The organism is Streptomyces sp. NPDC059567, from assembly GCF_042735655.1.
GTDB lineage: Bacteria > Actinomycetota > Actinomycetes > Streptomycetales > Streptomycetaceae > Streptomyces.
Genome location: NZ_JBHWBS010000027.1, coordinates 51,965 through 77,454, shown reverse-complemented (window position 1 = coordinate 77,454; position 25,490 = coordinate 51,965). Strand labels below are relative to the sequence as shown.

The following is a 25,490-nucleotide window of genomic DNA, read 5'->3' as shown; positions in this document are numbered from 1 at the left end:
GGGGGGGGGGGCGGTTTTGCGGGGGGGGGGGCCCCCCCCGGGGGGGGGGGCGGCGCGCCGGCTCCCCCGGGGGGGGGGGGGGGGCGGGGGGCCCCCCCCCCCGGGTCCCTCACAGCGCCGGGTAGTCGGTGTAGCCGCGGTGGTCGCCGCCGAAGAAGGAGGCACGGTCCGGGGTGTTGTACGGGCCGTCGTTCCGCAGCCGGGCCGGCAGGTCGGGGTTGGCGATGAAGAGCTGGCCGTACGCGACCATGTCCGCGGTCCCGTCCTCGATCAGGGCCAGCGACTCGGCCCCGGTCGGGCCCTCGGTCGCCGGGTTGAGGACGAAGGTGCCGGAGAACCGCTTGCGCAGCGTGAGCGTCAGCTCGCGGATGTCCGGGACGGCCTCGGTGACGTGCAGATACGCGATGCCGAGCGGGTCGATCGCCTCGACCAGCGCGGTGTACGTCTCCTCCGACTCGGTCTCCGTGATGTCGTTGTAGGGGTTGGCCGGGGAGATCCGCAGGCCGGTGCGCTCGGGGCCGATCTCGGCGGCGACGGCCTTGACCACCTCGACGGCGAACCTGATCCGGTTCTCCACGGAGCCGCCCCACTCGTCGGTGCGGTGGTTGGAGCCGGTGGCGAGGAACTGGTGGACGAGGTAGCCGTTGGCCCCGTGGATCTCGACTCCGTCGAAGCCGGCGGCGACGGCGTTGCGCGCGGCGGACGCGAACTCGGCGACCGTGGCGCGTACCTCTTCGGCGGTCAGCTCACGCGGGGTGACGAAGTCCTTGAGGCCGTCGAGGGTGTAGAGCTGTCCCTCGGGGCGGACGGCGGACGGGCCGACCGGGTGGAGGTCGCCGTCGAGGAGGTCGGGGTGGCCGATCCGGCCGGAGTGCATGAGCTGGGCGAAGATCCTGCCGCCGCGCTCGTGGACGGCGTCGGTGACCTCGCGCCAGGCGGTCGTCTGCTCGGGGCTGTGCAGGCCGGGGGTGTTCGGGTAGCCCTGGCCGACGGCGGAGGGCTGGGTGCCTTCGGTGATGATCAGGCCGGCGGAGGCGCGCTGGGCGTAGTACTCGGCCACCAGTGCGGTCGGGGTCCGGCCCTCGTTGTGGGCGCGGCTGCGGGTCATCGGGGCCATGGCGATGCGGTTGGCGAGCCGTGTGCCGGCGAGGTCGATGGGGTCGAAGGCAGTGGTCATGACGGTCTCCCAACCATTTATGTGGTCGGCCAAGTATTCGGCCTGATGTCACTGTAACGCATTACTTGGCCGACCAAGGTAATCTGGGACACCTCACCCGCAGGAGCCCGCCGCAAGGAGCAAGCGATGCCCGAGTCCCCGTCCGCGCCCTCGTCGGACCCCGCCTGTAGCGGGCCGCTGCCGACCGCCGCACTGGGGGGACCGGTGAGCCACGCCCTGTCCCGTGTGGCCCGGCTGCACCGGATCGCCGCGGGCCGGCTGCTCAAGGAGGTCGGGCTCTTCCCGGGCCAGGAGTTCCTGATGATGTGCCTGTGGGACTGCGGGCCGGTCCGGCAGTCGGAGCTGATCAAGGCGATGGGACTCGACCCCTCGACGGTCACCAAGATGCTCCAGCGCCTGGAGCAGAGCGGCCATGTGCGACGCAGCCCGGACCCCACCGACCGGCGCGCGGTGCTCGTCGCGGCGGCGGACGGGGGCGGCGCGCTGCGGTCGGGGGTCGCGGACGTCTGGACCGGCCTGGAGGAGTACACCCTGGCCGGGCTCACCCCGGCCGAGCGCGCCGACCTCGCGCGGCTCCTGGCGAAGGTCGAGGGGAACCTGTGCGCGGAGTCGGGAGGCGCGGAGACGGGCGACTGCTCGGAGCCGAAGGCGGTACGGGCCCCCTAGGGCTGCCGGGGGCCGGGTCGGCCGGGGGCGGCCGGGTCAGCCGGGTCAGCCGGCGAGGACCTCCAGCGCGCGGTCCACGTCCGTCGCGCTGTTGTAGAGGTGGAAGGACGCCCGCAGGAAGCCCGCGCGGGCGGACATCAGGACACCCGCCTCCCGGAGCGCGGCCTGCCGGTCGCCGAGGCCCGGCACGCCGACGACTCCGGAGACGTCCGGCACCGGCGCGTGCCCCAGCCCCACGAGCCCCGCCCGGAAGCGAGCCGCGAGGGCCTTGTTGTGGGCCTCGATCCGCTCGATGCCGATCTCCTCGAGCAGGGCGAGCGAACGGGCGGCCCCGTGGTACGAGAGGAAGGCCGGCGGCTCGTCGAACCGCCGTGCCGACCGGGCCAGTTCGCGCACCGGTCCGTAGCTGTTGGTCCACAGCTCCTCGCCCGTCACCCACCCCGCGTGGATCGGGACCAGGGTGTCCTGCGCCTCCTCCGTGACGGTGAGGAAGGACGCCCCGCGCGGGCAGAGCAGGAACTTGTAGCCACCGGCCACGGTGTAGTCCCACTCCCCCGCCCGCAGCGGCAGCCAGCCCGCCGACTGCGTGGCGTCGACGAGCGTACGGGTGCCGTGCGCGGCCGCCGCGGCCCGTACGGCGGCGAAGTCGGCCGTCCGGCCGTCCGCGGACTGCACGGCGGAGAAGGCGACGAGATGGGTCTCGGGGCCGATGGACTCGGCGAGCCGCTCCAGCGGGACGAAGCGGGTCTTGAGGTCGCCGCGGACCGTGAACGGTGTGATGACGGAGCTGAAGTCGCCCTCGGGGAAGAGGATCTCGGCCCCCGCGGGCATCGATTGGGCGATCATCCCGATGTGCACGGAGACCGAGCTGCCGACGGCCACCCGGTCCGGGTGGACGGACATGAGCCGGGCGAAGGTGGCGCGGGCCTCCGCGACGATCTCGAAGTCGCCGGCCCCGGCCGGACGGCCGTCCGCCGTCTCCTCGGCGAGCAGGGTGACCGCCTCGATGGTGCGGCGCGGCAGCAGCGCGCAGGCGGAGGTGTTCAGATACGTCTGCTTCGGCGCGAACTCGGCTCCGCCGAGGGGTTCGTTGGCATCCATGACCCCAGCCTGGGGTCCCCCCGACCCGCCGTCAATCGCCGTTGATCATGGGGAGAAGCCAAGCCCGGCTTATGTGCGCAGGTCAGAGACGTGCCGGGGCGCGGAGTCGGTGCACGGCTCCGCCGAAGACGTCCGGAGGCCGTCAGGCATCCCAGGCCCCCGGGAACCACTCGGCCCCGGACGGTCCGCGTCCGGGGCCGGGGCGGGGCTCCGAGGGAGGGGCGGAGCCGGTCAGACCTCGCAGTTGCCGTCGACGTCGCAGGCGGCGGCGTCGCCGCCGACCGGCTGCAGCGCCCGGCCCTGCCACGCCTGCTCCAGGGCCTGGGTGAAGACCTCGACGGGCTGGCCGCCGGAGATGCCGTAGCGGCGGTCGAGGACGAAGAACGGCACGCCGTTCGCGCCGAGTTCGGCGGCCTCGCGCTCGTCCGCCCGCACCGCGTCCGCGTACGCGCTCTCGTCGGCGAGCACGGAGCGGACCTCGGCCTCCTCCAGACCGGCCTCGACCCCGAGCCGTACGAGGGTCTCGGCGTCGAAGACGGAGCGCTCCTCGGCGAAGTTGGCGCGGTAGGCGAGGTCGAGCAGCTCGTTCTGCCGGCCGCGCTCCTTGGCGAGGTGCAGCAGGCGGTGGATGTCGAAGGTGTTGCCGTGGTCGCGGCCCTCGGTGCGGTACTCGAGCCCCTCGGAGTGCGCGTTGGAGGCGACATGGGCCTCCATGGCGCGGGCCTCGTCCAGGGTGCGGCCGTACTTCTTCGCCAGCATGTCGATCACCGGGGCGGTGTCACCCTTGGGCCGGTTCGGGTCGAGCTCGAAGGAGCGGTGCACCACCTCGACGTCGTCACGGTGGGCGAAGTCCGCGAGCCCCTTCTCGAAGCGGGCCTTGCCGATGTAGCACCACGGGCAGGCGATGTCGCTCCAGATCTCGACGCGCATGTTCTTGCTTCTCTCCGGGGTCGGGGGGTGTTCCATGGCGGCAACACCACCGGGCACCGGAATCATTCCGTCGCGGGGCCCACTGTGAGGCGGAGCACGAGGTGGCGGCCGGAGCGCGGGGCGTCGGTGTCCGGGGTCCAGCCGTGCGCTGCGTAGAAGGCCCGGGCCCGCTCGTTCCGCTCGAAGACCTCCAGCCGGGCGGTCTCGACGCCCATGGACCGCCAGAGGTCCACGCAGGCGCCGTGGAGCGCGGTGCCGACCCCGGCGCGCCACCGCGCGGGCAGGACATGGAGCTGGGTGAGTGTCATGACCCCGTCGACCCGGCCGTAGGCGGCGACGCCCACCGGCCGGCCGTCGCGCTCGGCACAGAGCACGGTGCCGCGCGCCACGGCCCTGCTCCAGCCCTCCCTGGTGCGGGCGAGCTCCTCGGGGCCCTCGAACTCGACGTCGGGGATGTGGCCGCGGTAGTAGGTGGACCGGGCCTCCAGGTGCAGGGCGGCGATGGCGTCGAGGTCGTCGGCGGTCGCGATTCTGATCATGCTGCCGGGGACGCGTCGCCGCCGCCCGTGGTTGCGAGACTCCGGCCCGCCGGCGGCCGACCGGGGCGTGCCGGGCTCGCTGCGGACGAGTCTGACGGTCAGCGCGGCCTTCCTGGCGGTGACGGCTCTGGCGTCGGCGCGGCTGCCGCGCCGACGGCCGTAGGCCCACCAGCGCTCCGCGTCGACGCGCGGCGGTACTGGCCGGGGGCCACCCCGTACTCCCGCTTGAACGCCTTGGCGAAGGCGAACTCCGAGGTATAGCCCGCACGTTGGGCGACGGTACGGAGCGGGGTGTCGTCGGTGCGGAGCAGTCGTCCCGCCGTCGCCATGCGCCACCACGTCAGATACGCCAGCGGCGGCCGGCCCACCAGCGTGGTGAAGCGGCGGGCGAAGGCCGCGCGGGAGAGGCCGCCCTCGGCACCGAGTTCCTCCACCGTCCACGATCGGGCCGGGTCGGCGTGGATCGCACGGAGGGCGGCGGTGACGACCGGGTCGCTCAGGGCGGCGGACCAGCCGGTGGTGCGGTCGGGGCGTTCGGTGAGCCACCAGGTGCGCAGCATCAGGACGAGCAGGGTGTCGAGCAGGGCGGGCACGAGCGCGTCGGATCCGGGCTGCGGGTCGGCGAGTTCGGCGCCGAGCAGGTCGACCGCGGCGCGCAGCCGGGGGTGGGCGCCGGCCCGGGCGGGGATGTGCACGTACGGCGGCAGCTCGGTGAAGAGGGGGTGGGCCCGGGCCCTGCTCACCTGGTACGCGCCGCACAGCAGCAGGGTCTCGTCCGCGCGGGCGGGTGCCCGGTCGGGCGGGGTGGGCCAGGAGCCGTCGGGGGCCTGCACGGCGTCGACGAGCGGAGCGTCGGGCCGCCCGGCGAGCCCGTGGCCGGTGCCGTGGGCGAGCAGGACCACGTCACCGGGGCGGAGTTCGACGGGCTCGCCGTCGCCCGGCGGCCTGAGCCAGGCCGCGCCCTGGACCACCACATGGAAGCCGGCGCCCTTGCTCGGCGGGAAACGGAAGCCCCAGGAGCCGGAGTTGACGGTACGGGAGGAGTGCGGGCGCCCGGTGCGCATGGCCGCGACGGCATCGCTCAGTACGTCCATGGCCGCACGGTACCGCGAGACGGACGGACATGGTGGGGAGGTTCCGGGACATGGAACGTCTCTCCGCGCCTGTCTACGGTCGAGGACATGACGACCGACATCACGACTGACATGACGACTCGGCAGATGACACGCGCGGTGCTGTTCCACGAGCTCGGGGGACCCGAGGTGCTGACCGTCGAGGAGGTTCCGCTCCCCGCGCCGGGTCCCGGCGAGGTGCTCCTCCGCGTCGAGGCGATCGGCCTGAACCGCGCCGAGGCCCTGTTCCGCGCGGGCACGTACTACTACCCGGCCACGCTCCCCGGCTCCCGGCTCGGGTACGAGGCGGCGGGGGTGGTCGAGGCGGTCGGCGCGGGCGTCACGGCGTACGCCGTCGGCGATCCGGTCATGGCGGCCGCCAACTTCGACTTCGGGGTGCACGGGGTGTACGCGGAGCGGGTGGTGCTGCCCGAGGAGTACGTGGTGCGCAGGCCCGAGGGCGTGGACGCGGTGACCGCGGCCGCCTCGTGGCTGACCTACTCGACCGCGTACGGCGGCATGGTGGAGGCGGGCGGGCTGCGCCCGGGCGACCCGGTGGTGATCACGGGGGCGTCCAGCGGGGTGGGGACGGCCGCGATCCAGGTCGCGCTGCGGATCGGCGCGGTGCCGATCGCCACGACGCGGGGCGAGGGGAAGCGGCAGCGGCTGCTCGACCTGGGCGCGGCGCGGGTGATCACGACCGAGAGCGAGTCCGTGGTGAAGGAGGTGCGGCGGTTCACCGGGGGCCGGGGCGCGCGGCTGGTGTTCGACGCCATCGGCGGGCCGGGGTTCGCGGAGCTCGGGAACGCGCTGGAGCCGGGCGGCACGGCGGTGCTGTACGGCTGGCTCGATCCCCGGCCGGCCACGATGTCGCTGAACTGGCCGCTCACCGTGCGGGGTTACGCCAACGGTGCGGTGGTGCGCGACGAGGAGGGGCGGCGCCGGATCGCCGGGTTCATCGGCTCCGGTCTGCGCGACGGCTCCCTGGCGCCGGTGATCGCCCGGACCTTCGAGGGGCTGGAGCGGATCACCGACGCCCATCGGCTGATGGAGTCGGACACGCACATCGGGAAGATCGTCGTGCGTGTCTGACCCCGCCGTGCCGGGCCGGGTCAGCGGCGCGGCAGGGCGAGCGGGTTGCCGTCGCGCAGCTCCGGCGGGAGCAGGTGCTGCGGCGTCGACTGGTAGGTGACCGGACGCAGCCAGCGTTCGATCGCGGTCGCGCCGACCGAGGTGGAGGTGGAGGTGGTGGCCGGGTAGGGCCCGCCGTGGTGCTGGGCGCCCGCCACCGCCACGCCCGTCGGCCAGCCGTTGACGAGCACGCGGCCCGCCAGCGGGGTCAGCTCGGCGAGCAGGGAGGCGGCCTCCGGGTCCTCCTCGGCCATCTGGAGCGTGGCCGTGAGGTTGCCGGGGAGCAGGCCGAGGACCGCGGTGATCTCCTCCCGCGTCGTGTAGCGGGCGACCAGGGTGACGGGGCCGAAGTACTCGTTCAGGATCGCCTGGTGCTCGCCCTTGAGCAGGAGCTCGGCGTCGAAGGTCAGGAAGCCCGCGTTGACGGTGTGCGGCCCGCCGGGGCCGGGGTGGACGGGCGCGGTGACGCCGGAGATCTGGGCGAGCTCGTAGGTTCCGGTGAGGAAGTGGCCCCGCATCCGGTGGTCGAGCATCACTCCGGGCTCGGACTCGCTGATGGCGTCCGTGAGGGCGGACACGAAGCGGTCGCCCGCCTCGCCCGTGGGTGCCAGGACGAAGCCGGGCTTGGTGCAGAACTGCCCCTGGCCCATGGTCACCGAGGCCGCGAGTCCGGCCCCGATCTCGGCGGCCCGCTCCTCGGCGGCGGCCGCGGTGATCACGACCGGGTTGATCGAGCCGAGTTCGCCGTGGAAGGGGATGGGGACGGGACGGGCCGCCGCCGCGTCGAAGAGCGCCCGCCCGCCCCGTACGGAACCGGTGAAGCCGGCCGCCGCGACCAGCGGGTGGCGCACCAGCTCGACGCCCGCGTCGAAGCCGTGGACCAGCACGACCACATCCTCGGGGAGCCCGACCTTGGCCGCGGCCCGGCGCAGGATCGAGGCGCAGAGCTCGGAGGTGGCCGGGTGGTCGGGGTGGGCCTTGATCACGACGGGGCAGCCGGCCGCGAGGGCGCTGGCGGTGTCGCCGCCGGGGACGGAGAAGGCGAGCGGGAAGTTGCTGGCCGCGTAGACGGCGACGACCCCGAGCGGGATCTTCCAGCGGCGCAGATCGGGCCGGGGCGGGGTGGTCGTCGGGTCGGGCAGGTCGATCCGTACGTCGAGGAAGGACCCCTCGTCGACGACGTCCGCGAAGGACCGCAACTGAGCTGTGGTGCGGGCGAGTTCGCCGGTGAGACGGACCGGGCCGAGTGCGGTCTCGGCGTCGGCGGCCTCGATGACGTTCGGTCCGGCCTCGTCGAGGAGGTCCGCTGCGGTACGGAGCAGGGCGGCCCGCGCCGTACGGTCGGCGAGCGCCTCGCGGGTGGCCGCCGCGGCGCGGACGGCCCGGTCGATCTCCTCCGCCGTGGCCTCCACCGCAACCTGTTCACGCGGCTTCCCCGTCCGGGGGTCCACACTCCACACTGGTTGAGCTGCCACCGCAACGCCCCTCGCTCGCACCCCGTTCGCTATTCTGAACAGAGTTCCTGTAGATGAATCAGGACTCTATTGACGGGCGTGCCGTCTCCACAAGAGGCACCAACAAGAGGGGCGAGGGCAATGTCGACAGCCGACACGGGTGGGGCCCAGGTCAAGTCCGCGGTGCGTACGGTGGAACTGCTGGAGTACTTCGCCGGGCGTCCCGGGATGCACTCGCTCGCCGCCGTCCAGGAGGCGGTCGGCTACCCGAAGTCCAGTCTGTACATGCTGCTGCGCACCCTGGTCGAGCTGGGCTGGGTGGAGACGGACGCGACGGGCACGCGGTACGGCATCGGCGTACGGGCCCTGCTGGTCGGCACCTCGTACATCGACGGCGACGAAGTCGTGGCCGCCGCCCGGCCCACCCTGGACCGGCTCTCCGACGACACCACCGAGACCATCCACCTGGCGCGGCTCGACGGCACCAACGTGGTCTATCTGGCGACCCGTCAGTCCCAGCACTATCTGCGGCCGTTCACCCGCGTCGGACGCCGGCTGCCCGCCCACTCGACCTCGCTCGGCAAGGCGCTGCTCGCCACCCACAGCGACGAACAGGTCCGCAAGCTGCTCCCGGAGACGCTGCCGGCGCTGACCGAGCACACGATCACCGACCGCGAGAAGCTCATCGAGGAGCTGCACCTCATCCGCGAGCAGGGGTACGCCGTGGACCGCGAGGAGAACACCCTCGGGCTGCGCTGCTTCGGCATCGCGATCCCCTACCGGACCCCGGCGCGGGACGCGATCAGCTGCTCGGTGCCGGTCGCCCGGCTGACCCCCGGACACGAGCAGATGATCAAGGACGCGCTCTTCGACGCGCGCGACCGGCTGACGCTGGCGACCCGCCGCCTCTGATCAGGACCGGGCGGCGAGCGCCTGCTGCCACACCGGGCTGTCGACGTAGTGGTTGTCGTACAGCTCGGAGGACTCCTTGATCTCCTCGAAGCTCGCCTCGCCGCGCATCACGCGTCCGAGCAGCCGCAGATAGTCGAAGCGGGCCATGCCGGGCGTGAAGACGAACAGGACGTCGGCCTCGGCGCCCGGCGCCGCGGCGAAGGCGTGCGGGGTGTGCGGCGGCACGAGCAGGAAATCGCCCTGCTCCAGGACGGTCAACTCCTCGCCGAGCAGCACCTGGAGCGAGCCGCCGAGCACGAAGAACATCTCCGACGCCTTGGTGTGGAAGTGCGCCGGGGCTCCGACGGCACCCTTCGCGAAGGTCGAGCGGTAGCTGGTGAGCTGCCCGCCGGTGGTGTCGGAGTCGGCGAGGAGGGTCATCACGCTGCTCGGGTCGGCGGTGGTCTCGGCGGCGGCGGCGCGGGTGAGGAGCGGGGCGAAGGGCTGCGTCGTGTTCATGAAGATCACTCTAGGGCGGCCGGTGACCTGGCAAGGGGTGCATTCCTGCCCAGAAATCATGGGTCAATTCAGGGTGGGCGGAAGACCGTCTCCCCCACGCGGCGGAGGCGGTTCGTCTGCGGGAAGGAGGTGGCGGGCCGGGCCCGCGCGGGAGCGTGAGGCCATGACACGGACCGCTCCCCTCCCCGCCACCGCGCCGGCCTCCGGACCGGGCACCGCCCGCCGGATCCTGCGCGCTCTCGCCGTCGTGGCCTGCCTCCCGTACATCTCGCTCAAGATCGCCTGGATCGCCGGCAGCGAGATCGGCATCCCGGCCGGCAGCGTGCTCCTGGAGCACCGGACGCTGCTGATCGTCGCCAACTCGGTCACCGTGGTGATGGACGCCGTGGTGGTCGTCCTCGCCCTGCTGCTCACCCGGCCGTGGGGCCTGCGGGCGCGGGCCTGGCCGCTCACGTTCCCGCTGTGGGCCGCGACCGGGCTGCTGTCCCCGATCGTGATCGGCTTCCCCGCACAGATCGTGGTCTCCCTCCTCACCGGCCCGCAGCGGACCGCGTCCCGCGAACCGTTCCTCGACGAGTGGGTCTTCGGGGTCGTCTACGGCGGCTTCATCGTCCAGGGACTCGCGCTCAGCGCGCTCTTCGTGCTCTACGTACGCAGCCGCTGGGCGCACGTCTGGCGCGGCGCCCTGGGCGAGCTGCCCGACCGGCTCTGCGGCACCGGCACGCGCGCCACGGCCGTCGCCGCCTCGCTGCTCGCCCTGGCACCGGTCGCCGTCCATCTGATGTGGGGGCTCGGCTCGACCCGGGGTCTCTCGCCGGCGCAGATCGCCCGGCGCACCGGCGACTTCTACGTCCTGGAGTGGATGCGGGCCCTGTTCATCGCCGTCGCCGTCGCCGGCGTCCTGCTGCTGGTCCTCCGGTGGGCCCGGTCGCTGTCGGTCCGCACGACCCTCGGCCTGGCCTGGGTCGGCTCGGGCGGAGTGGGGTGCTGGGGCGCGTACATGACCCTGGTGTCGCTCATGCCGAACACCGATCCGGCCGATCCGTTCACCGGCCTGGCACAGCTGACCTACGCTGGGGAAATGATCACCGGGTTCCTGCTGGCCGGCTGCCTGGCCGTCTTCCTGCGGCAGCGGAGTGCGAGCGCGTGAGGCGTCCGTTCGTGCTGCTCCTGGGGCAGCGGGCCAGGTTCCGCTGGGTCCATCTGATCCTGGGCGGCGCCGTGTTCATGCCGTACTGGCTGGTCGGCACCGTGGTCATGGGATGGCTCGTCGGCGGGGAGTCGATGTTCACGGCGAGCCTGGGCGTGCAGTTCGGGGCGTACGCGATCGGTCTGCCGCTCGCCGCGATCACCTCGCTCTTCCCGCTGACCCGCCCCATGTCGGTGGCGGCGGCGCGGGCGCTGTGCGGGATCCCGGCGGACCGGCTCGCGGACGGACCGGCCCGCGGCCGGAGCGCGAAGGCGCGGACGGCGGGCTGGTTCACGCTCCATCTGGGTGTCGGGGCGCTGATCAGCGGGGCGACGCTGGCGCTGCCGCCGTTCGCGGTCACGGTGATGGCGCTGCCGTTCTCGGCGTCGCTGCGGGAGTCGGAGCTGACCTCGCTTTGGGGTCTGGACCGGCCGTGGGCGCAGTGGTTCGGGCTCCCGGCCGGGCTCGCGATGCTCCTCGCGCTCGCCGCCGTCGTGGCGGCCACCGGGGAGCTCCTGGCCCGGCAGGCGCCGAGGCTGCTCGGGCCCAGCCCGGCGGACCGGCTCGCGGCGGCCGAGCGGCGCGCCGCCGAGCTGGCCGTGCGCAACCGGATCGCCCGCGAGCTGCACGACTCGGTCGGCCACGCCCTGAGCGCGGTGACGCTCCAGGCGGGGGCGGCGCGGCGGGTGCTGGACAGCGATCCGGAGTTCGTACGAGAGGCGCTCGCGGCGATCGAGGAGACCACCCGGCGCACGGTCGGCGAGCTGGATTCCGTCCTCGGGCTGCTGCGTCGGGGCGAGGACGACGGGGAGTTGCCGGGGTTGCCGCTCGACGCGCTGGACTCGCTCGTGAAGGGCGCGGGGCCACGGGTGGCGCTGTCGGTGACCGGAGACCTCGACCGGGTGCCGGAGGCGGTGTCGAGGGAGGCGTACCGGATCGTCCAGGAGGGGCTGACGAACGCGGCCCGGTACGCGGGCGGCGGGCGCGTGACCGCGCGACTCGCCCTGTACGACGACGAGTTGGAGATCACGATGGAGAACCCCCTGCCCGCCCGCGCGCCGGTGGCCCGCCCCGACGGCGGCCGTGGCCTCCTCGGCATCGCGGAGCGCGCCCGCCTCCTGGGCGGCACGTCGGAGGCCGGCCCGGTGGACGACGCCTGGCGCCTCGCGGTGCGCCTGCCGCTGGGAGGTGGCCGGTGATCGGCGTCGTGCTGGCGGACGACGAGCGGATGGTGCGGACCGCGCTGCGGGTGATCCTCGACGCGGAGCCCGACCTGGAGGTGGTGGGCGAGGCGTCGACGGGCGCCGAGGCGGTGTCGGTGGTGCGCGAGCGGCGGCCGGACGTGGTGCTGATGGACGTGCGGATGCCGGAGATCGACGGAATACGGGCGACCGAGCAGATCCTGGCGGGGATGGCGGAGCCGCCGCGGATCGTGGTGGTGACGACCTTCGAGAACGACTCGTACGTGTACGACGCGCTGCGGGTGGGCGCGGCGGGGTTCCTGCTGAAGCGGGCGGCGGCCGAGGAGCTGGTGGACGCGGTCCGGCTGGTCGCGCGCAGCGACTCCCTGCTCTATCCGGCGGCGGTCCGTGGCCTCGCCGCCGAACACGCCCGCCGCCGCCCCCCGGCGGCACCGCCCTGGGTGGCCCGGCTGACCGAGCGGGAGGCGGAGGTGCTGCGCCAGGTGGCGAAGGGCCTGACGAACGCGGAGATCGCCGGACGGATGGGCGTGGGCCCGGCGACGGTGAAGACCCACGTGGCTGCGGTGCTGGCGAAGACGGGCGCCCGGGACCGCACCCAGGCGGTGATCCTGGCGTACGAGTCGGGCTTCATCAGCCCGGGGTGACGACGGTCCGGGGCCGGTCGCCCGCGTCGGCCGTCGCGGCCGGGGCCGGTCGGCGGGTGGGCGACGTCGTGCCGACCGGCACCAGGACATGCCCCGGCGCGCATGAACGTTTCCTGAGAAACGGGACACACCCGGAACGCCGCGCCCCCTCCCGCTCGTCCCGCATATGGGATGAACAAGACGATCAGGCGCGCCTCGGTCTTCTCGCTGCTCCTGGTGCTCGCCCTGCTGGGGCGGGCGACCTGGGTGCAGGCGTACGAAGCCAAGGCCCTCGCGGACGACAAGAAGAACCGGCGGAACGTGATGGCGCAGTACGCGCAGCCGCTCGGGAACATCATCGTGGCCGGTTCGCCGGTCACCGGATCGAAGAAGACGGAGGGCAGCGATCTCGCGTACAAGCGCAGCTACACCGACGGCGAGCTCTACGCGGCCGTCACCGGCTACAGCTCGCAGGCCTACGGCGCCACCCAGCTGGAGGGCATCTACTCCGATGTCCTGGACGGCACCGACACCCGGCTGAAGAACCCGCTGGACGCCCTCACCGGCAAGCAGCAGGAGCCCGGTGATGTGCTCACGACCATCGACCCGGCCGTGCAGAAGGCCGCCTACGCGGCGCTCGGCGAGAAGAAGGGCGCGGCCGTCGCCGTCGACCCGAAGACCGGCCGGATCCTGGGCATGGTCTCCACACCCTCGTACGACCCCTCGAAGATCGCCGGACTGACCGACGGCTCCACCTGGCAGGAGCTGACCACGGACAAGCACAAGCCGCTGGTCAACCGGGCGCTGCGGCAGCCGCTGCCGCCGGGCTCCACCTTCAAGCTGGTCGTCGCGGCGGCCGCGCTGGAGAACGGTCTCTACGGCTCCGTGGACACCGCGACCGACAGCCCCAACCCGTACAAACTGCCTGATTCCACCCGCTATCTGAAGAACGAGAACGCCTCCGCTCCCTGCGAGAACGCCACGATCCGCACCGCGCTCCAGTACTCCTGCAACAACGTCTTCGCCAAGATCGCCGTCGATCTCGGCCAGGACAAGGTGAAGGCGATGGCGGAGAAGTTCGGCTTCAACGACGCCGAGCGGGACGTGCCCGTCCGCGCCTACACGAGCGTGTACCCGTCCGGCATGGACAAGCCGCAGACCGCCCTCACTGGTATCGGCCAGTTCGATGTCACGGCGACCCCGCTCCAGATCGCCATGGTGTCCGCGGCGATCGCCAATGACGGACTCATGGCGGCGCCCCACATGGTGTCGGAGGTCGTCGACTCCGACGGCGACACCCTGGAGTCCTTCGAGGACGGGAACACCAAGCGGATCGTCTCCTCCGAAACGGCGGAACAGCTGCGCAGCGCGATGGTGACCGTGGTGGACAAGGGCACCGGCACGAACGCGGCGATCTCCGGCGCCGAGGTGGGCGGCAAGACGGGCACCGCCCAGCACGGCGAGAACAACAGCAAGACGCCGTACGCCTGGTTCACCTCCTACGCCAAGGACTCGGACACCGGCAAGGAGGTCGCGGTCGCCGTCCTGATCGAGGACTCCGGTGCCGCACGCTCGGAGGTCAGCGGCAACGGGCTCGCGGCCCCGGTGGCGCAGAAGATGATGAAGGCGGCGCTGAAGTGACCTACCGGTCCAGGGGCCGCGCCATGAACAGGGCGGTCTCGCCCTCGGACTCGGTGCCGGTGTAGAGCGTGGTGTCCAGGCCGCAGAGCCGGAATCCCATGCGCCGGTAGGCCCGTACCGCCGGGACGTTGACGCTGGTGACCTCCAGCCAGGCGGTACGGGCGCCGCGCTCGCGGCCGTGGTCCAGGGCGCGGCGCATCAGCTCGCCGCCGATGCCCCGGCCGCGGTGGGCGGGGTCGACGGTGACCTGGTGGACGACGAGTCGCCGGTTCCACTCCTCCACGCCGACGGCGATGAAGCCGACGGGCGTCCCGTCGGCGTCGACGGCCACGATCTCGTGCACGTCCGCCTCCGCGCCGTCCTCGCCCGGGCCGTCCTCGTCCTCCACCGGGAAGACCTTGACGAGCGGCGGGTCGACGGCGACGAGCCGCAGGCCGAACCCGACGTCCCCGGCGGCGACTTCGTAGACGTGCTCCGTGGTGAAGGAGTCGTCGAGGACGGCGAGGGCCGATTGGTCGGCGGGCCCCGCGACACGGTATGCAAGGTCACTCATGAACCGAGCATAGTTTCGACCTCGCGGAGGACCGCCGTGCGACTGCCCCGTTCCCTGTCCGGCTGGACCATGGCCGTCTTCGGACTCCTCGCCGCGGCGCTGGGGGTGGTGGGCCTCGTGGCCCCCGACGCCCTGCTCACCGTCATGGGCTTCGCGCCCGTGCCCGACGCGAGCCGCGCGGACGGAGACCACACCCTCGTCTTCCTCACCGCGTCCTCGATGGCCGCGCTCAACATGGGCGTCTACTACGTCATGGCCGCGCTCGCGGACTGGAAGCCGTTCTTCCGCTGGACGGTCCCGTTCCGGCTCCTCACCTGCGCCGTCTTCACCCTCGCGGTCGTCACCGGCCGCGCACCGACCGGCTTCCTCGGCGTCGGCCTGTGGGAGGGCCTGGGCGCACTGGTGACGGGGGCCGCCCTGCGGTACGAGAACCGGGCCGGGAAGAGTGCGGTGGCATGAACCCGCTCGCCTCCAACGCTGTGACCTGGCGCTCGGTGCCGGACGACGACGAGCTGCGCGGCGCCGCGTGCGCCGCGCTGCTCGCCGTCTCCCGTACAGGAGGCGCTACTTGACGCCGAGCAGCTGCTCGATCGGGTCGATCGCGAAGTAGACGGCGAACAGCGCGGCCGTCCCCCACAACAGCCAGTGCACCTCGCGCGCCTTGCCGAGGACGGCCTTGATGACGACGTAGGCGAGGAATCCGGCGCCGATGCCGTTGGTGATCGAGTACGTGAAGGGCATGACGGCGATCGTGAGGAAGGCCGGGATGGCGATCTCGTAACTGGTCCAGTCGATGTGCCGGACCTGGGCCATCAGCAGGAAGCCGACGGCGACCAGGGCGGGCGCGGCGGCCTGGGCGGGGACGACGGTGGCCAGTGGGGTGAGGAAGAGCGCCAGGGCGAACAGGCCGCCGGTGACCACCGAGGCGAAGCCCGTGCGGGCGCCCTCGCCGACGCCGGCCGCCGACTCGATGTAGGAGGTGTTCGCGGAGGCGGCGGCGGCGCCGCCCGCGGCGGCGGCGACACCGTCGATGAGGAGGACCCGGCCGAGGTGCGGCACCTTGCCGTTCTCGTCGAGGAGCCCGGCCTCGCTGGAGACTCCGACGACGGTGCCCATGGTGTCGAAGAAGTCGCTGAGCAGCAGAGTGAAGACGAGCAGGACGAGGGTGACGACACCGATCTGCTCGAAGGCGCCGAGGAGGCTGAACGAGCCGACGAGCCCGAAGTCGGGCGCGGCGACGATGTCCTCGGGAACGGCCGGGACGGTCAGGCCCCAGGCGGCCGCCGGGATGTCGGCGATCTCGTTGATCACGATCGCGACGAGCGTCATGGCGACGATGGAGAGGAGGATCGCGCCCTTCACCTTGCGGGCCATGAGCGCGACGGTGAGCAGGACGCCGAGACAGAAGACGAGCATCGGCCAGCCGGAGAGGTGCCCGCTCGCGCCGAGTTGCACGGGGACGGTGCCGGTCTCGCCGGGAATGCGGGTCACGAACCCGGCGTCGATGAAGCCGATGAAGGCGATGAAGAGGCCGATGCCGACGCTGATGGCCTGTTTGAGCGCCTGCGGGATGGCATGCATGACGGCTTCACGGAGCCCGGTGACGACCAGGACGCAGATCAGGATGCCTTCGAGGACGACGAGTCCCATCGCGTCCGGCCAGCTCATGAGGGGTGCGAGCTGGAAGGCGACGACGGCGTTCAGTCCGAGTCCGGCGGCGACGGCGAGCGGAAGGTTCCCTCCGACACCCATCACGACGGTCATGACGGCGGCCACCAGGGCGGTGACGGTGGCCAGTTGGGCGCCGCTGAGCTGGTGGCCGAACTTGTCCTCCGCGCTGCCCAGGATGATCGGGTTGAGCACGAGGATGTAGGCCATGGTGAAGAACGTGGCGAGGCCGCCGCGTATCTCCCGGCCGAAGGTCGACCCCCTGGCGCTGATCTCGAAGTACCGGTCGACCGGGTTGGTTCTGGTGTCGAACATGACTCTCCTCGGGACGGCTGGCTGGATTGTGCCCAGCCGCGCGCGCTTTCAGGTGTCCCCGGTGTTACGGCGTCGGTCTCCGTGCCTCCTCTAGGGCATCTGCCCGATCCGCGCCGGCCACCTCAGAGGCCACGCTGCCGGGATGAGGGGAACAACGGGTGTGAGAGGAACAGCCGGTCTCTATCTGACCGGCGTCCTGGTGTCCGGGTTCGGCACGACGGCGATGTGGCTGGCGTCGGGGATCTGGGTCAAGTCCCTGACCGGCTCGGACAGTCTGGCGGCGCTGACGGTCTTCGCCCTGTGGGCGCCGGCGCTCGTCGGTCCGCTGCTCGGCGCGGTCGCCGACCGGGTGCGACGGCGACCGCTGATGGTGTGGTCGAACCTGGCCATGGCGGCGCTGCTGCCGACCCTGCTGTGGGTCGACGGCGCGGACCGGGTGTGGCTGCTCTTCGCCGTGCTCGTGCTGTACGGGATCCAGGGCACCGTCCATGAGGCGGCGGAGGTCGCGCTGGCCGCGAGCGCGCTCGACAAGCGGCTGCTCGGGGACTTCAACGGGCTGCGGATGACCGTGAACGAGAGCGTGAAGCTCGTCGCCCCGCTCGCCGCGGCCGGGCTCTTCGCCCGGTACGGCGGCGGCCCGGTGGCGCTGCTCGACGCGGCGACGTTCGCGCTGGCGGCGGGGGTGTTCGCGCTGATGCGGGTACGGGAGGAGAAGCCGGTGCGCCCGGCGTCGGCGCACTGGCTGCGGGACACGGCGGAGGGCCTGCGCACGATCCTCGCCTCGCCCGTGCTGCGTCCACTGGTCCTCGCGGGCTCGTTCACGATGCTGCTCGCCGGGGTCAACGGGGCGGCGATCTACGCGGTCGTGGACCAAGGCCTCGGCCGCTCGCCCGCGTACGCGGGCGTGCTGTACGCCGTCCAGGGCGCGGGCTCGGTCGTCGCGGGCCTGGCGGCCGGACCGCTGCTGCGCCGGGTTCCCGATCGGCTGCTGTCCGCGGCGGGACTGGCTCTGTTCGCCGTGGCCGCGGGCGCCCGGGCCGTCCCCCATGACGGGGTGGCGCTGGTGGCGAGCGCGCTGATCGGAGTGGGGCTGCCCTGCGTCCTGGTGGCCGCGATGACGGCGGTCCAGCGGGAGGTCCCGGGGACCGCGGTGGGCCGCGCGACGGCGACGGCCCACACCCTGGTCTTCGTCCCGAACGCGATCGCCCTGGCGGCGGGCGCGGGCCTGGTGGCCCTCGTCGACATCCGGCTGCTGCTGCCGCTGCTGACCGTCGCCGGCCTGGCCGGGGCGATCGTCCTGGCCACCCGTGGCGCGCCCGCGCGCGTCGACGCCCCGGCGAGGGCGGACGCGTGAGGCGTCCGCCCGCCCCTCAGCCGAGCTTCCGCAGTGCCTCCGCCACCAGGGCCAGGTCGGCGTCGGAGGCCAGACCCGCGTGGTAGAGGCGGAGCTCGGTGGCCCCTTCCGCCGCCGCCCGCCGCGCGTCCTCGGCGAGCGTGGCCGGCGAGCCGCCCATGCCCGTCACCACGCCGAAGTTGGCCGCGAGGACGGTGTCCGGGGCCGCGTGGGGCGCGAAGGGTGTCACGGTCGCGGACGGGGTGACGACACCGTCCGCGACGTCGAGGACATGGGCCGGGTCGGTGCCGACGTTCGCGCCGCAGCGGTACGGATGCGGGTCCGCGTGGAGCAGGACCCGGAAGCCGGACGGGGCGGCCGCCCGGACCGCGGCCACCGCGGACTCCTGGAGCGTGCGGGCGGTCCGCGTCCGCCAGGCGAGGACGGGTGCCTCGAAGTCGTCCAGTGGTCCGGGAGCGCCCCCGGTCCACACCGGCTCCAGCGCGCCCCGCACGGCAGCCGCCAGCGCGTCGGGGTCGACGCCCTCCTCCCCGTACCCCTCCCGGCAGGAGGGGCAGAAGCAGAGGGACAGCAGGTACTGCTCCCGGTCGCCGAGCGCGACCCCTGCGGTCTTGTCGTGGGCGTGCAGATGCGCGAAGCCGTACCAGCCGCAGGACTCCAGCTCCGTACCGGCCGCTCCGGGCCGTACCGCCGCCTCCACCGCCAGCTCCACCAGGTAGGCGCGCACGTCAGGCCGGGCGATGCACGGCGCCCAGGGGTAGCGGTCGCCGTGGGCGTTGACGACCGAGGTCGCCGGATGCTCGGCCCCCAGGCGGGAGTTGTGGGCGAGGACCACCCAGCTGTGCACCTCCAGGCCCGCGTCCGCGAGCGCGCCCGCCGCCTCGCCGTACGCGTCGCCGGGCGCCCACTCCCCCGCCTCGTACGGCCGCAGCGGGCGCCCCGACCAGCGGGCCCCGTCCGGCGGGTAGAGCACGGCGGCGTGCTCGGCGGTGACGATCCGGTGCCCCGGGTGCCGGGGGGTCAGGGCGCGGGTGGAGTGGTACGCGGAGGCCAGCGTGACGCTCGCGACTCCCAGGTCCGCGAGGAGGCCCGGCGCGGCCGGGTCGCCGATGACGTCCCAGGGGTAGACGAAGGTCCCGGCCCTCACGCGTCGCTCCCCAGCAGCGCCCGACCGCGCTCGACGATCGCGGCGAGCTCCTTGAGATGCTCGGGCGCGGGCTCGCTCAGCGGCGGCCGTACCTCGCCGACGTCCAGTCCGCCCATGCGGACCGCGGCCTTGACGAGGGAGACCGCGTAGCCCCGCCCCTTCGCCCGCAGTTCGACGAGGGGACGGTAGAAGCCGTCGATGAGGCGTTCCACGGTCGCGTCGTCGCCGGTCGTGAGGGCCCGGTGGAAGGCGAGGGCGATGTCGGGGGCGAAGCAGAAGACGGCGGAGGAGTAGAGGGTGACGCCGATGCCCCGGTAGGCGAGGCCGGTGAGTTCGGCGGTGGGCAGGCCGTTGAAGTAGAGCAGGTCGAGGCCCTCGGCGCGGACGGCGCTGACGATCCGCTGCATCAGGTCGAGGTCGCCCAGGCCGTCCTTGAGGCCGATGATCCCCTCGGCGCGGGCGAGGGCCACGGCGGTCTCGGGGGTGAGGATCGCGTTGTCACGCTGGTAGACGATGACGTCGAGCGAGGTGGCGGCGGCGAGTTCGGTGTAGTGGCGCAGCAGCCCCGCCTGGTCGGCGACGACGAGGTACGGGGGCATGGCGAGGAGCCCGTCGGCGCCCGCCTCCTCGGCGAGCCGTGCGTACCGGATCGCGAGCGCGGTGCCGTAGCCGGCGCCGGCGAGGACGGGGACCCGGCCGGCGGACTCCTCGACGGCGGCGGCGACGCAGGCGCCGAACTCCTCGGGGGTGAGGGCGTGGAACTCACCCGTGCCGCAGCAGGCGAAGACAGCGGCCGCGCCCGCCTCGATGCCCTCGCGGACATGGGCGCGGAAGGTGTCGAGGTCGACGGTGCCGTCCGGTCCGAAGGCGGTGACGGGAAAGAACAGCAGGCCGTCCAGCCGGGCGGCGAGCGGGGCTGAGGTCACGGGCGCTCCCAGAGAAGTCCGTCGTGCACCGTCGTGCACAGTTCTGATTGTCGTCCATATTCTTGAACGACTTCACGCTAGAGCAGCTCCAAAGGGGCGGTCAAGGCGCAAACACGTCTCCAGCGTTCACCTTTGACGGTCTGTGTGCACTCTTGACGCTCGGCGAGCCGTCTCCCTACCGTGTCCACGTTTGTGAATCTGATCCACGGACGGAGACCTCTTCGATGCCCACACCCCGTACCGTCCTGCTCACCGGCGCCGCCGGGGGCGTCGGCACGCTGATGCGCGCGCTGCTGCCCGCGTACGGCTACGAGCTCCGCCTGCTCGACCTGGCGCCCGTCGACGGCGCACCGGACGCGATCGTCGCCGATGTGACGGACCGCAAGGCGCTGCGCGAGGCCGTCCGAGGGGTCGACGCGATCATCCATCTCGCGGGCATCTCCCTGGAGTCGACCTTCGAGAAGGTCCTCGCCGCGAACATCACCGGCCTGCACCACCTCTACGAGGCCGCGCGCGAGGAGGGCGTGGGACGGATCGTCTTCGCCTCCAGCAACCACGCCGTCGGCTTCACCCCGCACCCGCGCGGGGACGAGCCGCTGGTCCCCGTCGACACCCCGCACCGGCCGGACACCTTCTACGGGCTGTCCAAGTGCTTCGGCGAGGACCTCGCCCAGTTCTACTGGGACCAGCACGGCCTGGAGACCGTCTCCGTACGGATCGGATCGTGCTTCCCCGAGCCGACCTCGGTGCGGATGCTGTCGATGTGGCTGAGCCCCGCCGACGGCGCACGCCTCTTCCACGCGGCGCTCACCGCCGAGCACGTGGGCCACACCGTGGTGTACGGATCGTCCGCCAACACCCGGCTGTGGTGGGACCTCTCCACGGCCCGGGCGCTCGGTTACGAGCCACAGGACGACTCGGAGCTGTTCGCCGAGCGGATCATCGCCGAGCAGGGACTGCCCGTGGAGGGCGATCCGGCGGAGGTGAACCTGGGCGGCCACTTCTGCACCGACCCGCCGCGCTGGCCCTACTAGGGGCACGAGGGCGCGACGGAGGATCTCAGGCCCGGCCGGACTTATGCGGGGGCGCCGGCCGGGGCCCGGGTCACGGCGTGCGTTGGCACACGCGACAGAGGGAACGTTACGGCGGCGATACGGACCCTCGCGATCCGCTCAGCGCGGCGGCTGTCCGCGGAACGCGGCGAGCCCGCCGCCCTCCCGACGCAGGCCGTCACCCCGCCGCCCGCCCTCCGGCCGCGGAGGCCGGTCACCCCTCCGCGCGCAGGGTCTGCGAGGGCGTCTCGCCGAACCGGGTCCGGTACTGCGCCGCGAACCGCCCGTGGTGGGCGAAGCCCCAGCGCCAGGCCACCTCGCTCACGCTCAGCTCACCCGGCCCCGCGCCCCTCAGCTCCTCGTGGACCCGCTCCAGCCGCACCTCGCGGACGTACGCCATCGGTGACACGCCCACGTACTCCCGGAACGACTCCTGGAGCCGGCGCACCCCGACCCGGGCCAGGCCGGCCAGTTCGGTGGTGGTGAAGGGGTGCTCGGGACGGTCCCGCACGGCGTCCATCGCGCGCTTGACGGGTGCGGGCCGCAGCGGCTCCGCGGGGCGGTCCAGCTCCTCGCGCCAGGGGTGTTCGGCGGCCAGCAGCAGTCCGTTCAGCAGCGCCTCCTGAAGGGGCGCGGCGACCAGCGCGTGATGGGCCAGGCTGTCCCCGGCGAGCGCCTCGCTCGCCACCTGCCGGGCGAAGCGCGCCCAGCTCAGCCCGGGGCCGCGTGAGATGTCCAGACGCGGCTCGAAGGCGAGGACGCCCCGCGGCGGGCGCCCGAGGAGCCGCTCCAGCCGGTCGTGCAGCGCGGCCGCGCCGATCTTGACCGAGACGGTCCGGCAGTCCCCGCTCCAGCGGTCCAGGAAGGTGTCCCCCGAGGGGTCGAGCACCACCGCGTCGGTCGACGTCGCGACCACCGGCGCGCGCCCGCCCTGGCGCATCTCCATGGTGCCGCTCAGCGGTGCGTTGACGTGGAAGGCCCCGAGCTCGCCGAAGCGCATCCGCACATCGGCCCCGCAGGCCAGGTCGCCGATGACCAGATCCCCCAGGTCGACGGTGTCGAACCTCGCGGCGAAGGGACGCTCCCCCGGCTCGATGACGTCCATGAAGTTGGCGTAGTACCGCGCGTCGATCTCCTGCCGCGCCTCGTCCACGTCCCGCGTCCTGAAAGAGCTCCCACCCACGAGCGGAAAGAATACGAGCCGCTCGAAAACTCGTATGACGGACCTGCCCGGGAACGGCAGTATGCCCGTCATGCCACAGCCTCATGGATTCAGCTACGAGCAGCGTGCCGACTCGGTCGTCATCACCCACCACGGGCGCACCGCCGCCACCCTGCGCGGGGGACGCGCGGAGAAGTTCCTGGCGGAGGTGGTGTCGGGGGACGCCCAGCTCGTCATGGCCCGCTGGACGGGCGCGTACAAGTTCGGCAACGAGCGCATGGCCCGGAACCACCCCCGTAATCAGGGTGGCCGAAGGTAGCGAAGGTAAGGGAACGGCAAAGCGGTCTCGCTCGTTACCCCTGGCATGACCGCTATGACCCCCGGCTCGAACATCCCTCTCTCCGCCGCGCGCGTGGCGGTGGACGTGGCCGCCCCGGTGCGGCTCGACGTCTCGGGCCTCCTGCTCAGCGCCGACGGCAAGGTGCGCTCGGACGACGACTTCATCTTCTACAACCAGCCGTCCGGCCCCGGCGTGGCCTACCGCTCCGGCGGCGGCTCGGCGCCGGACGCGATCGTGGTGGACACCGGCGCGGTGCCGCCCGGCATCGAGAAGATCGTGGTCACCGCGAGCCCCGACGCCGCGGGCCAGACGTTCCAGGGCATCGAGCCCACGGCGACGATCCGCAACGCGGACGACGGCAGCGTCCTCGCCACGTTCACCCCGCCGCAGCTCGGCACGGAGACGGCGCTGGTGGTCGTGGAGATCTATCTCCGCAACGGCGCCTGGAAGGCGCGCGCCGTCGGCCAGGGATACGCCAACGGCCTCGCCGGCATCGCCACCGACTTCGGCGTCTCGGTCGACGAGGAGCCCGCCGCCGCGGCCCCGACGCCCGTCGCGCCGGTCGCGCCCCCGGTGGCCGCCCCCGTGGACCCGCGGATCGCCGCGCAGACGCCTCCCCCGCCGGCCGCCCCGCCCGCTCCCCCGGCCGCCGCCCCGGTCTCCACCGGGAAGATCAACCTGGACAAGGGCCGCGTCAGCCTCCAGAAGAACCAGACCGTGTCCCTGGTCAAGGGCGGCCGCCCGCTGCTCTCCCAGGTCAAGATGGGCCTCGGCTGGGAGCCCGCGTACCGCGGCAAGGACATCGACCTCGACGCCTCGGTCATCGCGTACGGCCCTCAGCGCAACCACCTGGACAGCTGCTACTTCGGCAAGCTCTCCATCCTGAACGGCGCCATCAAGCACTCCGGTGACAACCTGACCGGTGAGGGCGCGGGCGACGACGAGGTCATCGTCGTCGACCTCGGCGGCCTCCCCGCCGACGCCACGGGCCTGGTCTTCACGGTCAACTCCTTCTCCGGCCAGAAGTTCACCGAGGTCGCCAAGGCGTACTGCCGGCTGATGGACGCGGCGACCGGCGAGGAGCTGGTCCGCTTCGACCTGACCACCGCCGAGCCGCAGACCGGCGTGATGATGGCCAAGCTCATCAAGCAGTTCACCGGTGAGTGGGAGATGACAGCGATGGGCGACTTCGTGAAGTCACGGACGGTCCGCGGCATGGTGAAGCCGGCCGCCCAGGCCCTCTGAGCCGCCCACGGAGCACCATGCGTGGAAAGGGCCCGCCGGTCGTCCGGCGGGCCCTTCCTCGTACGCGTCGCGGTCAGCGGCGGGGCTGGCGGCGCCACGGGCCGGTGATGGCGACCATGATGCCCGGCTCCTGGATGTTGGCGTAGAGGGTGTCGCCGTCGGGCGAGAAGACGACGCCGGTGAACTCGCTGTCGTTCAGGTCGTTGCGCGCGATGGGGTACGTACGACCGCGCTCGGTCGCGCCGAAGAGGTGCTGGACGCCCTCGCCGTCCTCGGCGATGACCAGGCCGCCGTACGGGGAGACCGTGATGTTGTCGGGACCGTCGTAGGCACCGTCCTTGTCCGGGTCGGCGTTGACGCCGAGGAGGACCTGGAGGGTGAGGGTGCGGCGCTTGGGGTCGTAGAACCAGACCTGGCCGTCGTGCGGGGCGCCGGGGCTCTCCTCGCGGGCGTAGGAGGAAACGATGTAGGCGCCCCCGTCGGCCCACCACATGCCCTCCAGCTTGCGGGCGCGGGTGACCTCGTCGGGGCCGAACTGCTCGCGGACCTCGACCTCGCGGCCGTCGCGATCGGGGACGTCCAGCCAGTCGACGCCGTAGACCGTGCCGATCCGGGTGGCGCGGGAGAGGTCGTCGACGAACCGGCCGCCCGAGTCGATGCAGCGGGGCGCCTGGAGGACGCCGGCGTCGTCGGAGAGGGTGCGGAGCTTGCCCCGGCCGTGCTGGAAGCCGTGCGGCGGCACCCAGCGGAAGAAGAGGCCGTTGGGCTTGGAGGCGTCCTCGGTGAGGTAGGCGTGGCCGCGCTTGGGGTCGATGACGACGGCCTCGTGGTCGTAGCGGCCGAACGCCTTGATGGGCTTGGGGTCGCGGTTGGCGCGGCGGTCGCGCGGGTCGACCTCGAAGACGTAGCCGTGGTCCTTGGTCATGCCGTTCTCGCCGGCGAGGTCGGAGTTCTCCTCGCAGGTGAGCCAGGTGCCCCAGGAGGTGCGGCCGCCCGCGCAGTTGGTGGAGGTGCCGGCGATGCCGACCCACTCGGCGACGGTGCCGTCGCGGTGGATCTCGACGACCGTGCAGCCGCCGGCCGCGGCGGGGTCGTAGACGAGGCCCTCGGTGAGCGGGACGGGGTGGTCCCATTTGGAGCGGGGGCCCTTGAGCTCGTGGTTGTTCACCAGGAGCGTGGTGCCGCGGGGGCCGGCGAACGTGGCGGTGCCGTCGTGCTTCTCCGGTGTGAACTCGCCGGACTCCAGCTTGGTGCGCCCGCTGTGGGTGATGACGCGGTACGAGAACCCGGCGGGCAGGGCCAGGATGCCGGCGGGGTCCTCGACGAGGGGGCCGTATCCGAGGCGGTGCCCGTGGCCCCACGTCTCCAGCTCCTCCGAGGCCGCCAGCGCCTCGGGTGCGGTGGCCAGCGCGCCGACGGCGCCGGTCAGGACGAGCCCGGCGCCGGTGGCGGCGGACTTCTTGGCGAACTCTCTGCGGTCGAGCGGCATGGCGATTCGTCTCCCTGCGGTCACCCGGTGTCGGGGCACACGTTCTCGCCCGCGTATAAACGAG

Annotated in this window: 25 protein-coding genes; 12 read left to right on the top strand and 13 right to left on the bottom strand. The window is 72.8% G+C overall.

Annotation, left to right across the window (positions count from 1 at the left end):
• Nucleotides 1-109: 109 nt before the first annotated feature.
• A complete protein-coding gene (locus ACFVZW_RS15295; RefSeq protein ID WP_384521132.1) occupies nt 110-1,177 on the bottom strand; it encodes an alkene reductase in 1,068 nt (355 codons plus the stop codon).
• 126 nt (nt 1,178-1,303) lie between these two features.
• Between ACFVZW_RS15295 and ACFVZW_RS15290 the strand changes: the two genes are divergently transcribed.
• Nucleotides 1,304-1,843 (top strand): MarR family winged helix-turn-helix transcriptional regulator, encoded by a 540-nt coding sequence (locus ACFVZW_RS15290; protein WP_384521131.1) that lies wholly within the window; start codon nt 1,304-1,306, stop codon nt 1,841-1,843.
• A gap of 45 nt (nt 1,844-1,888) precedes the next feature.
• On the opposite strand, the gene ACFVZW_RS15285 is transcribed toward ACFVZW_RS15290, so the two are convergent.
• The 4 genes from ACFVZW_RS15285 to ACFVZW_RS15270 form a co-directional block, all read right to left on the bottom strand.
• On the bottom strand, nt 1,889-2,944 hold the full coding sequence (locus tag ACFVZW_RS15285; RefSeq protein WP_384521128.1) for an aminotransferase class V-fold PLP-dependent enzyme: 1,056 nt from the start codon (nt 2,942-2,944) through the stop codon (nt 1,889-1,891).
• A gap of 231 nt (nt 2,945-3,175) precedes the next feature.
• Nucleotides 3,176-3,874: a DsbA family oxidoreductase gene (locus ACFVZW_RS15280; RefSeq protein WP_384521125.1), complete on the bottom strand. Its 699-nt coding sequence runs from the start codon at nt 3,872-3,874 to the stop codon at nt 3,176-3,178.
• A gap of 62 nt (nt 3,875-3,936) precedes the next feature.
• Nucleotides 3,937-4,413 (bottom strand): GNAT family N-acetyltransferase, encoded by a 477-nt coding sequence (locus ACFVZW_RS15275; protein WP_384521122.1) that lies wholly within the window; start codon nt 4,411-4,413, stop codon nt 3,937-3,939.
• Nucleotides 4,414-4,511: 98 nt separating this feature from the next.
• Nucleotides 4,512-5,507, bottom strand: coding sequence for an AraC family transcriptional regulator (locus ACFVZW_RS15270; protein ID WP_384521119.1), 996 nt, complete (start codon nt 5,505-5,507; stop codon nt 4,512-4,514).
• An 87-nt stretch (nt 5,508-5,594) separates the two neighbouring features.
• Between ACFVZW_RS15270 and ACFVZW_RS15265 the strand changes: the two genes are divergently transcribed.
• Nucleotides 5,595-6,617 (top strand): zinc-dependent alcohol dehydrogenase family protein, encoded by a 1,023-nt coding sequence (locus ACFVZW_RS15265; protein WP_384521117.1) that lies wholly within the window; start codon nt 5,595-5,597, stop codon nt 6,615-6,617.
• A gap of 20 nt (nt 6,618-6,637) precedes the next feature.
• Here ACFVZW_RS15265 and ACFVZW_RS15260 read toward each other — a convergent pair whose 3' ends face one another.
• Entirely contained in the window at nt 6,638-8,131 is a 1,494-nt protein-coding gene (locus ACFVZW_RS15260; protein WP_384521114.1) for an aldehyde dehydrogenase (NADP(+)), read from the bottom strand.
• A gap of 120 nt (nt 8,132-8,251) precedes the next feature.
• On the opposite strand from ACFVZW_RS15260, the gene ACFVZW_RS15255 reads away from it, so the two are divergent.
• On the top strand, nt 8,252-9,022 hold the full coding sequence (locus ACFVZW_RS15255) for an IclR family transcriptional regulator (RefSeq protein WP_329122037.1): 771 nt from the start codon (nt 8,252-8,254) through the stop codon (nt 9,020-9,022).
• Here ACFVZW_RS15255 and ACFVZW_RS15250 read toward each other — a convergent pair whose 3' ends face one another.
• The gene (locus ACFVZW_RS15250) at nt 9,023-9,520 is read right to left on the bottom strand and encodes a cupin domain-containing protein (RefSeq protein ID WP_384521112.1); all 498 of its coding nucleotides are present in this window, start codon (nt 9,518-9,520) and stop codon (nt 9,023-9,025) included.
• Nucleotides 9,521-9,683: 163 nt separating this feature from the next.
• Here ACFVZW_RS15250 and ACFVZW_RS15245 point away from each other — a divergent pair, with 163 nt between their 5' ends.
• From ACFVZW_RS15245 to ACFVZW_RS15230, 4 genes are all read left to right on the top strand, one after another.
• The gene (locus tag ACFVZW_RS15245; RefSeq protein ID WP_384521109.1) at nt 9,684-10,670 is read left to right on the top strand and encodes a hypothetical protein; all 987 of its coding nucleotides are present in this window, start codon (nt 9,684-9,686) and stop codon (nt 10,668-10,670) included.
• Nucleotides 10,667-11,908 carry a sensor histidine kinase gene (locus tag ACFVZW_RS15240; RefSeq protein WP_384521107.1) on the top strand — a complete coding sequence of 414 codons (1,242 nt, stop codon included), beginning with the start codon at nt 10,667-10,669 and terminating at the stop codon, nt 11,906-11,908. The genes ACFVZW_RS15245 and ACFVZW_RS15240 overlap by 4 nt, the downstream gene beginning before the upstream one ends.
• Nucleotides 11,909-11,937: 29 nt before the next feature.
• Entirely contained in the window at nt 11,938-12,555 is a 618-nt protein-coding gene (locus ACFVZW_RS15235) for a response regulator (protein ID WP_384521145.1), read from the top strand.
• A 171-nt stretch (nt 12,556-12,726) separates the two neighbouring features.
• The gene (locus ACFVZW_RS15230) at nt 12,727-14,175 is read left to right on the top strand and encodes a peptidoglycan D,D-transpeptidase FtsI family protein (protein ID WP_384521105.1); all 1,449 of its coding nucleotides are present in this window, start codon (nt 12,727-12,729) and stop codon (nt 14,173-14,175) included.
• Between the two features lies 1 nt (nt 14,176).
• Here ACFVZW_RS15230 and ACFVZW_RS15225 read toward each other — a convergent pair whose 3' ends face one another.
• The gene (locus tag ACFVZW_RS15225) at nt 14,177-14,728 is read right to left on the bottom strand and encodes a GNAT family N-acetyltransferase (protein WP_384521102.1); all 552 of its coding nucleotides are present in this window, start codon (nt 14,726-14,728) and stop codon (nt 14,177-14,179) included.
• Nucleotides 14,729-14,797: 69 nt separating this feature from the next.
• On the opposite strand from ACFVZW_RS15225, the gene ACFVZW_RS15220 reads away from it, so the two are divergent.
• Entirely contained in the window at nt 14,798-15,187 is a 390-nt protein-coding gene (locus tag ACFVZW_RS15220; RefSeq protein ID WP_384521142.1) for a hypothetical protein, read from the top strand.
• A gap of 105 nt (nt 15,188-15,292) precedes the next feature.
• Here the strand turns inward: ACFVZW_RS15220 and ACFVZW_RS15215 are convergent, their stop codons facing one another.
• Nucleotides 15,293-16,711, bottom strand: a complete 1,419-nt coding sequence (locus tag ACFVZW_RS15215; RefSeq protein WP_384521099.1) for an NCS2 family permease — start codon at nt 16,709-16,711, stop codon at nt 15,293-15,295.
• A 160-nt stretch (nt 16,712-16,871) separates the two neighbouring features.
• Between ACFVZW_RS15215 and ACFVZW_RS15210 the strand changes: the two genes are divergently transcribed.
• Entirely contained in the window at nt 16,872-18,065 is a 1,194-nt protein-coding gene (locus tag ACFVZW_RS15210) for an MFS transporter (RefSeq protein WP_384521096.1), read from the top strand.
• Between the two features lie 16 nt (nt 18,066-18,081).
• Here ACFVZW_RS15210 and ACFVZW_RS15205 read toward each other — a convergent pair whose 3' ends face one another.
• Together ACFVZW_RS15205 and ACFVZW_RS15200 are read right to left on the bottom strand one after the other, a co-directional pair.
• Nucleotides 18,082-19,212: a hypothetical protein gene (locus tag ACFVZW_RS15205; protein ID WP_384521093.1), complete on the bottom strand. Its 1,131-nt coding sequence runs from the start codon at nt 19,210-19,212 to the stop codon at nt 18,082-18,084.
• Nucleotides 19,209-20,138 carry a 5-dehydro-4-deoxyglucarate dehydratase gene (locus ACFVZW_RS15200; protein ID WP_384521090.1) on the bottom strand — a complete coding sequence of 310 codons (930 nt, stop codon included), beginning with the start codon at nt 20,136-20,138 and terminating at the stop codon, nt 19,209-19,211. Before ACFVZW_RS15200 ends, ACFVZW_RS15205 begins: the two co-directional genes overlap by 4 nt.
• Nucleotides 20,139-20,362: 224 nt before the next feature.
• Here ACFVZW_RS15200 and ACFVZW_RS15195 point away from each other — a divergent pair, with 224 nt between their 5' ends.
• Nucleotides 20,363-21,172: an NAD-dependent epimerase/dehydratase family protein gene (locus ACFVZW_RS15195; protein ID WP_384521087.1), complete on the top strand. Its 810-nt coding sequence runs from the start codon at nt 20,363-20,365 to the stop codon at nt 21,170-21,172.
• Between the two features lie 232 nt (nt 21,173-21,404).
• On the opposite strand, the gene ACFVZW_RS15190 is transcribed toward ACFVZW_RS15195, so the two are convergent.
• Nucleotides 21,405-22,343 (bottom strand): AraC family transcriptional regulator, encoded by a 939-nt coding sequence (locus ACFVZW_RS15190; RefSeq protein ID WP_384521084.1) that lies wholly within the window; start codon nt 22,341-22,343, stop codon nt 21,405-21,407.
• A 100-nt stretch (nt 22,344-22,443) separates the two neighbouring features.
• Between ACFVZW_RS15190 and ACFVZW_RS15185 the strand changes: the two genes are divergently transcribed.
• On the top strand, nt 22,444-22,671 hold the full coding sequence (locus ACFVZW_RS15185) for a hypothetical protein (protein WP_384521081.1): 228 nt from the start codon (nt 22,444-22,446) through the stop codon (nt 22,669-22,671).
• 45 nt (nt 22,672-22,716) lie between these two features.
• Complete coding sequence (locus ACFVZW_RS15180; protein WP_384521078.1) at nt 22,717-23,937, top strand: TerD family protein; 1,221 nt, start codon at nt 22,717-22,719, stop codon at nt 23,935-23,937.
• A gap of 73 nt (nt 23,938-24,010) precedes the next feature.
• On the opposite strand, the gene ACFVZW_RS15175 is transcribed toward ACFVZW_RS15180, so the two are convergent.
• Nucleotides 24,011-25,426, bottom strand: coding sequence for an alkaline phosphatase PhoX (locus ACFVZW_RS15175; protein WP_384521076.1), 1,416 nt, complete (start codon nt 25,424-25,426; stop codon nt 24,011-24,013).
• Nucleotides 25,427-25,490 lie beyond the last annotated feature (64 nt).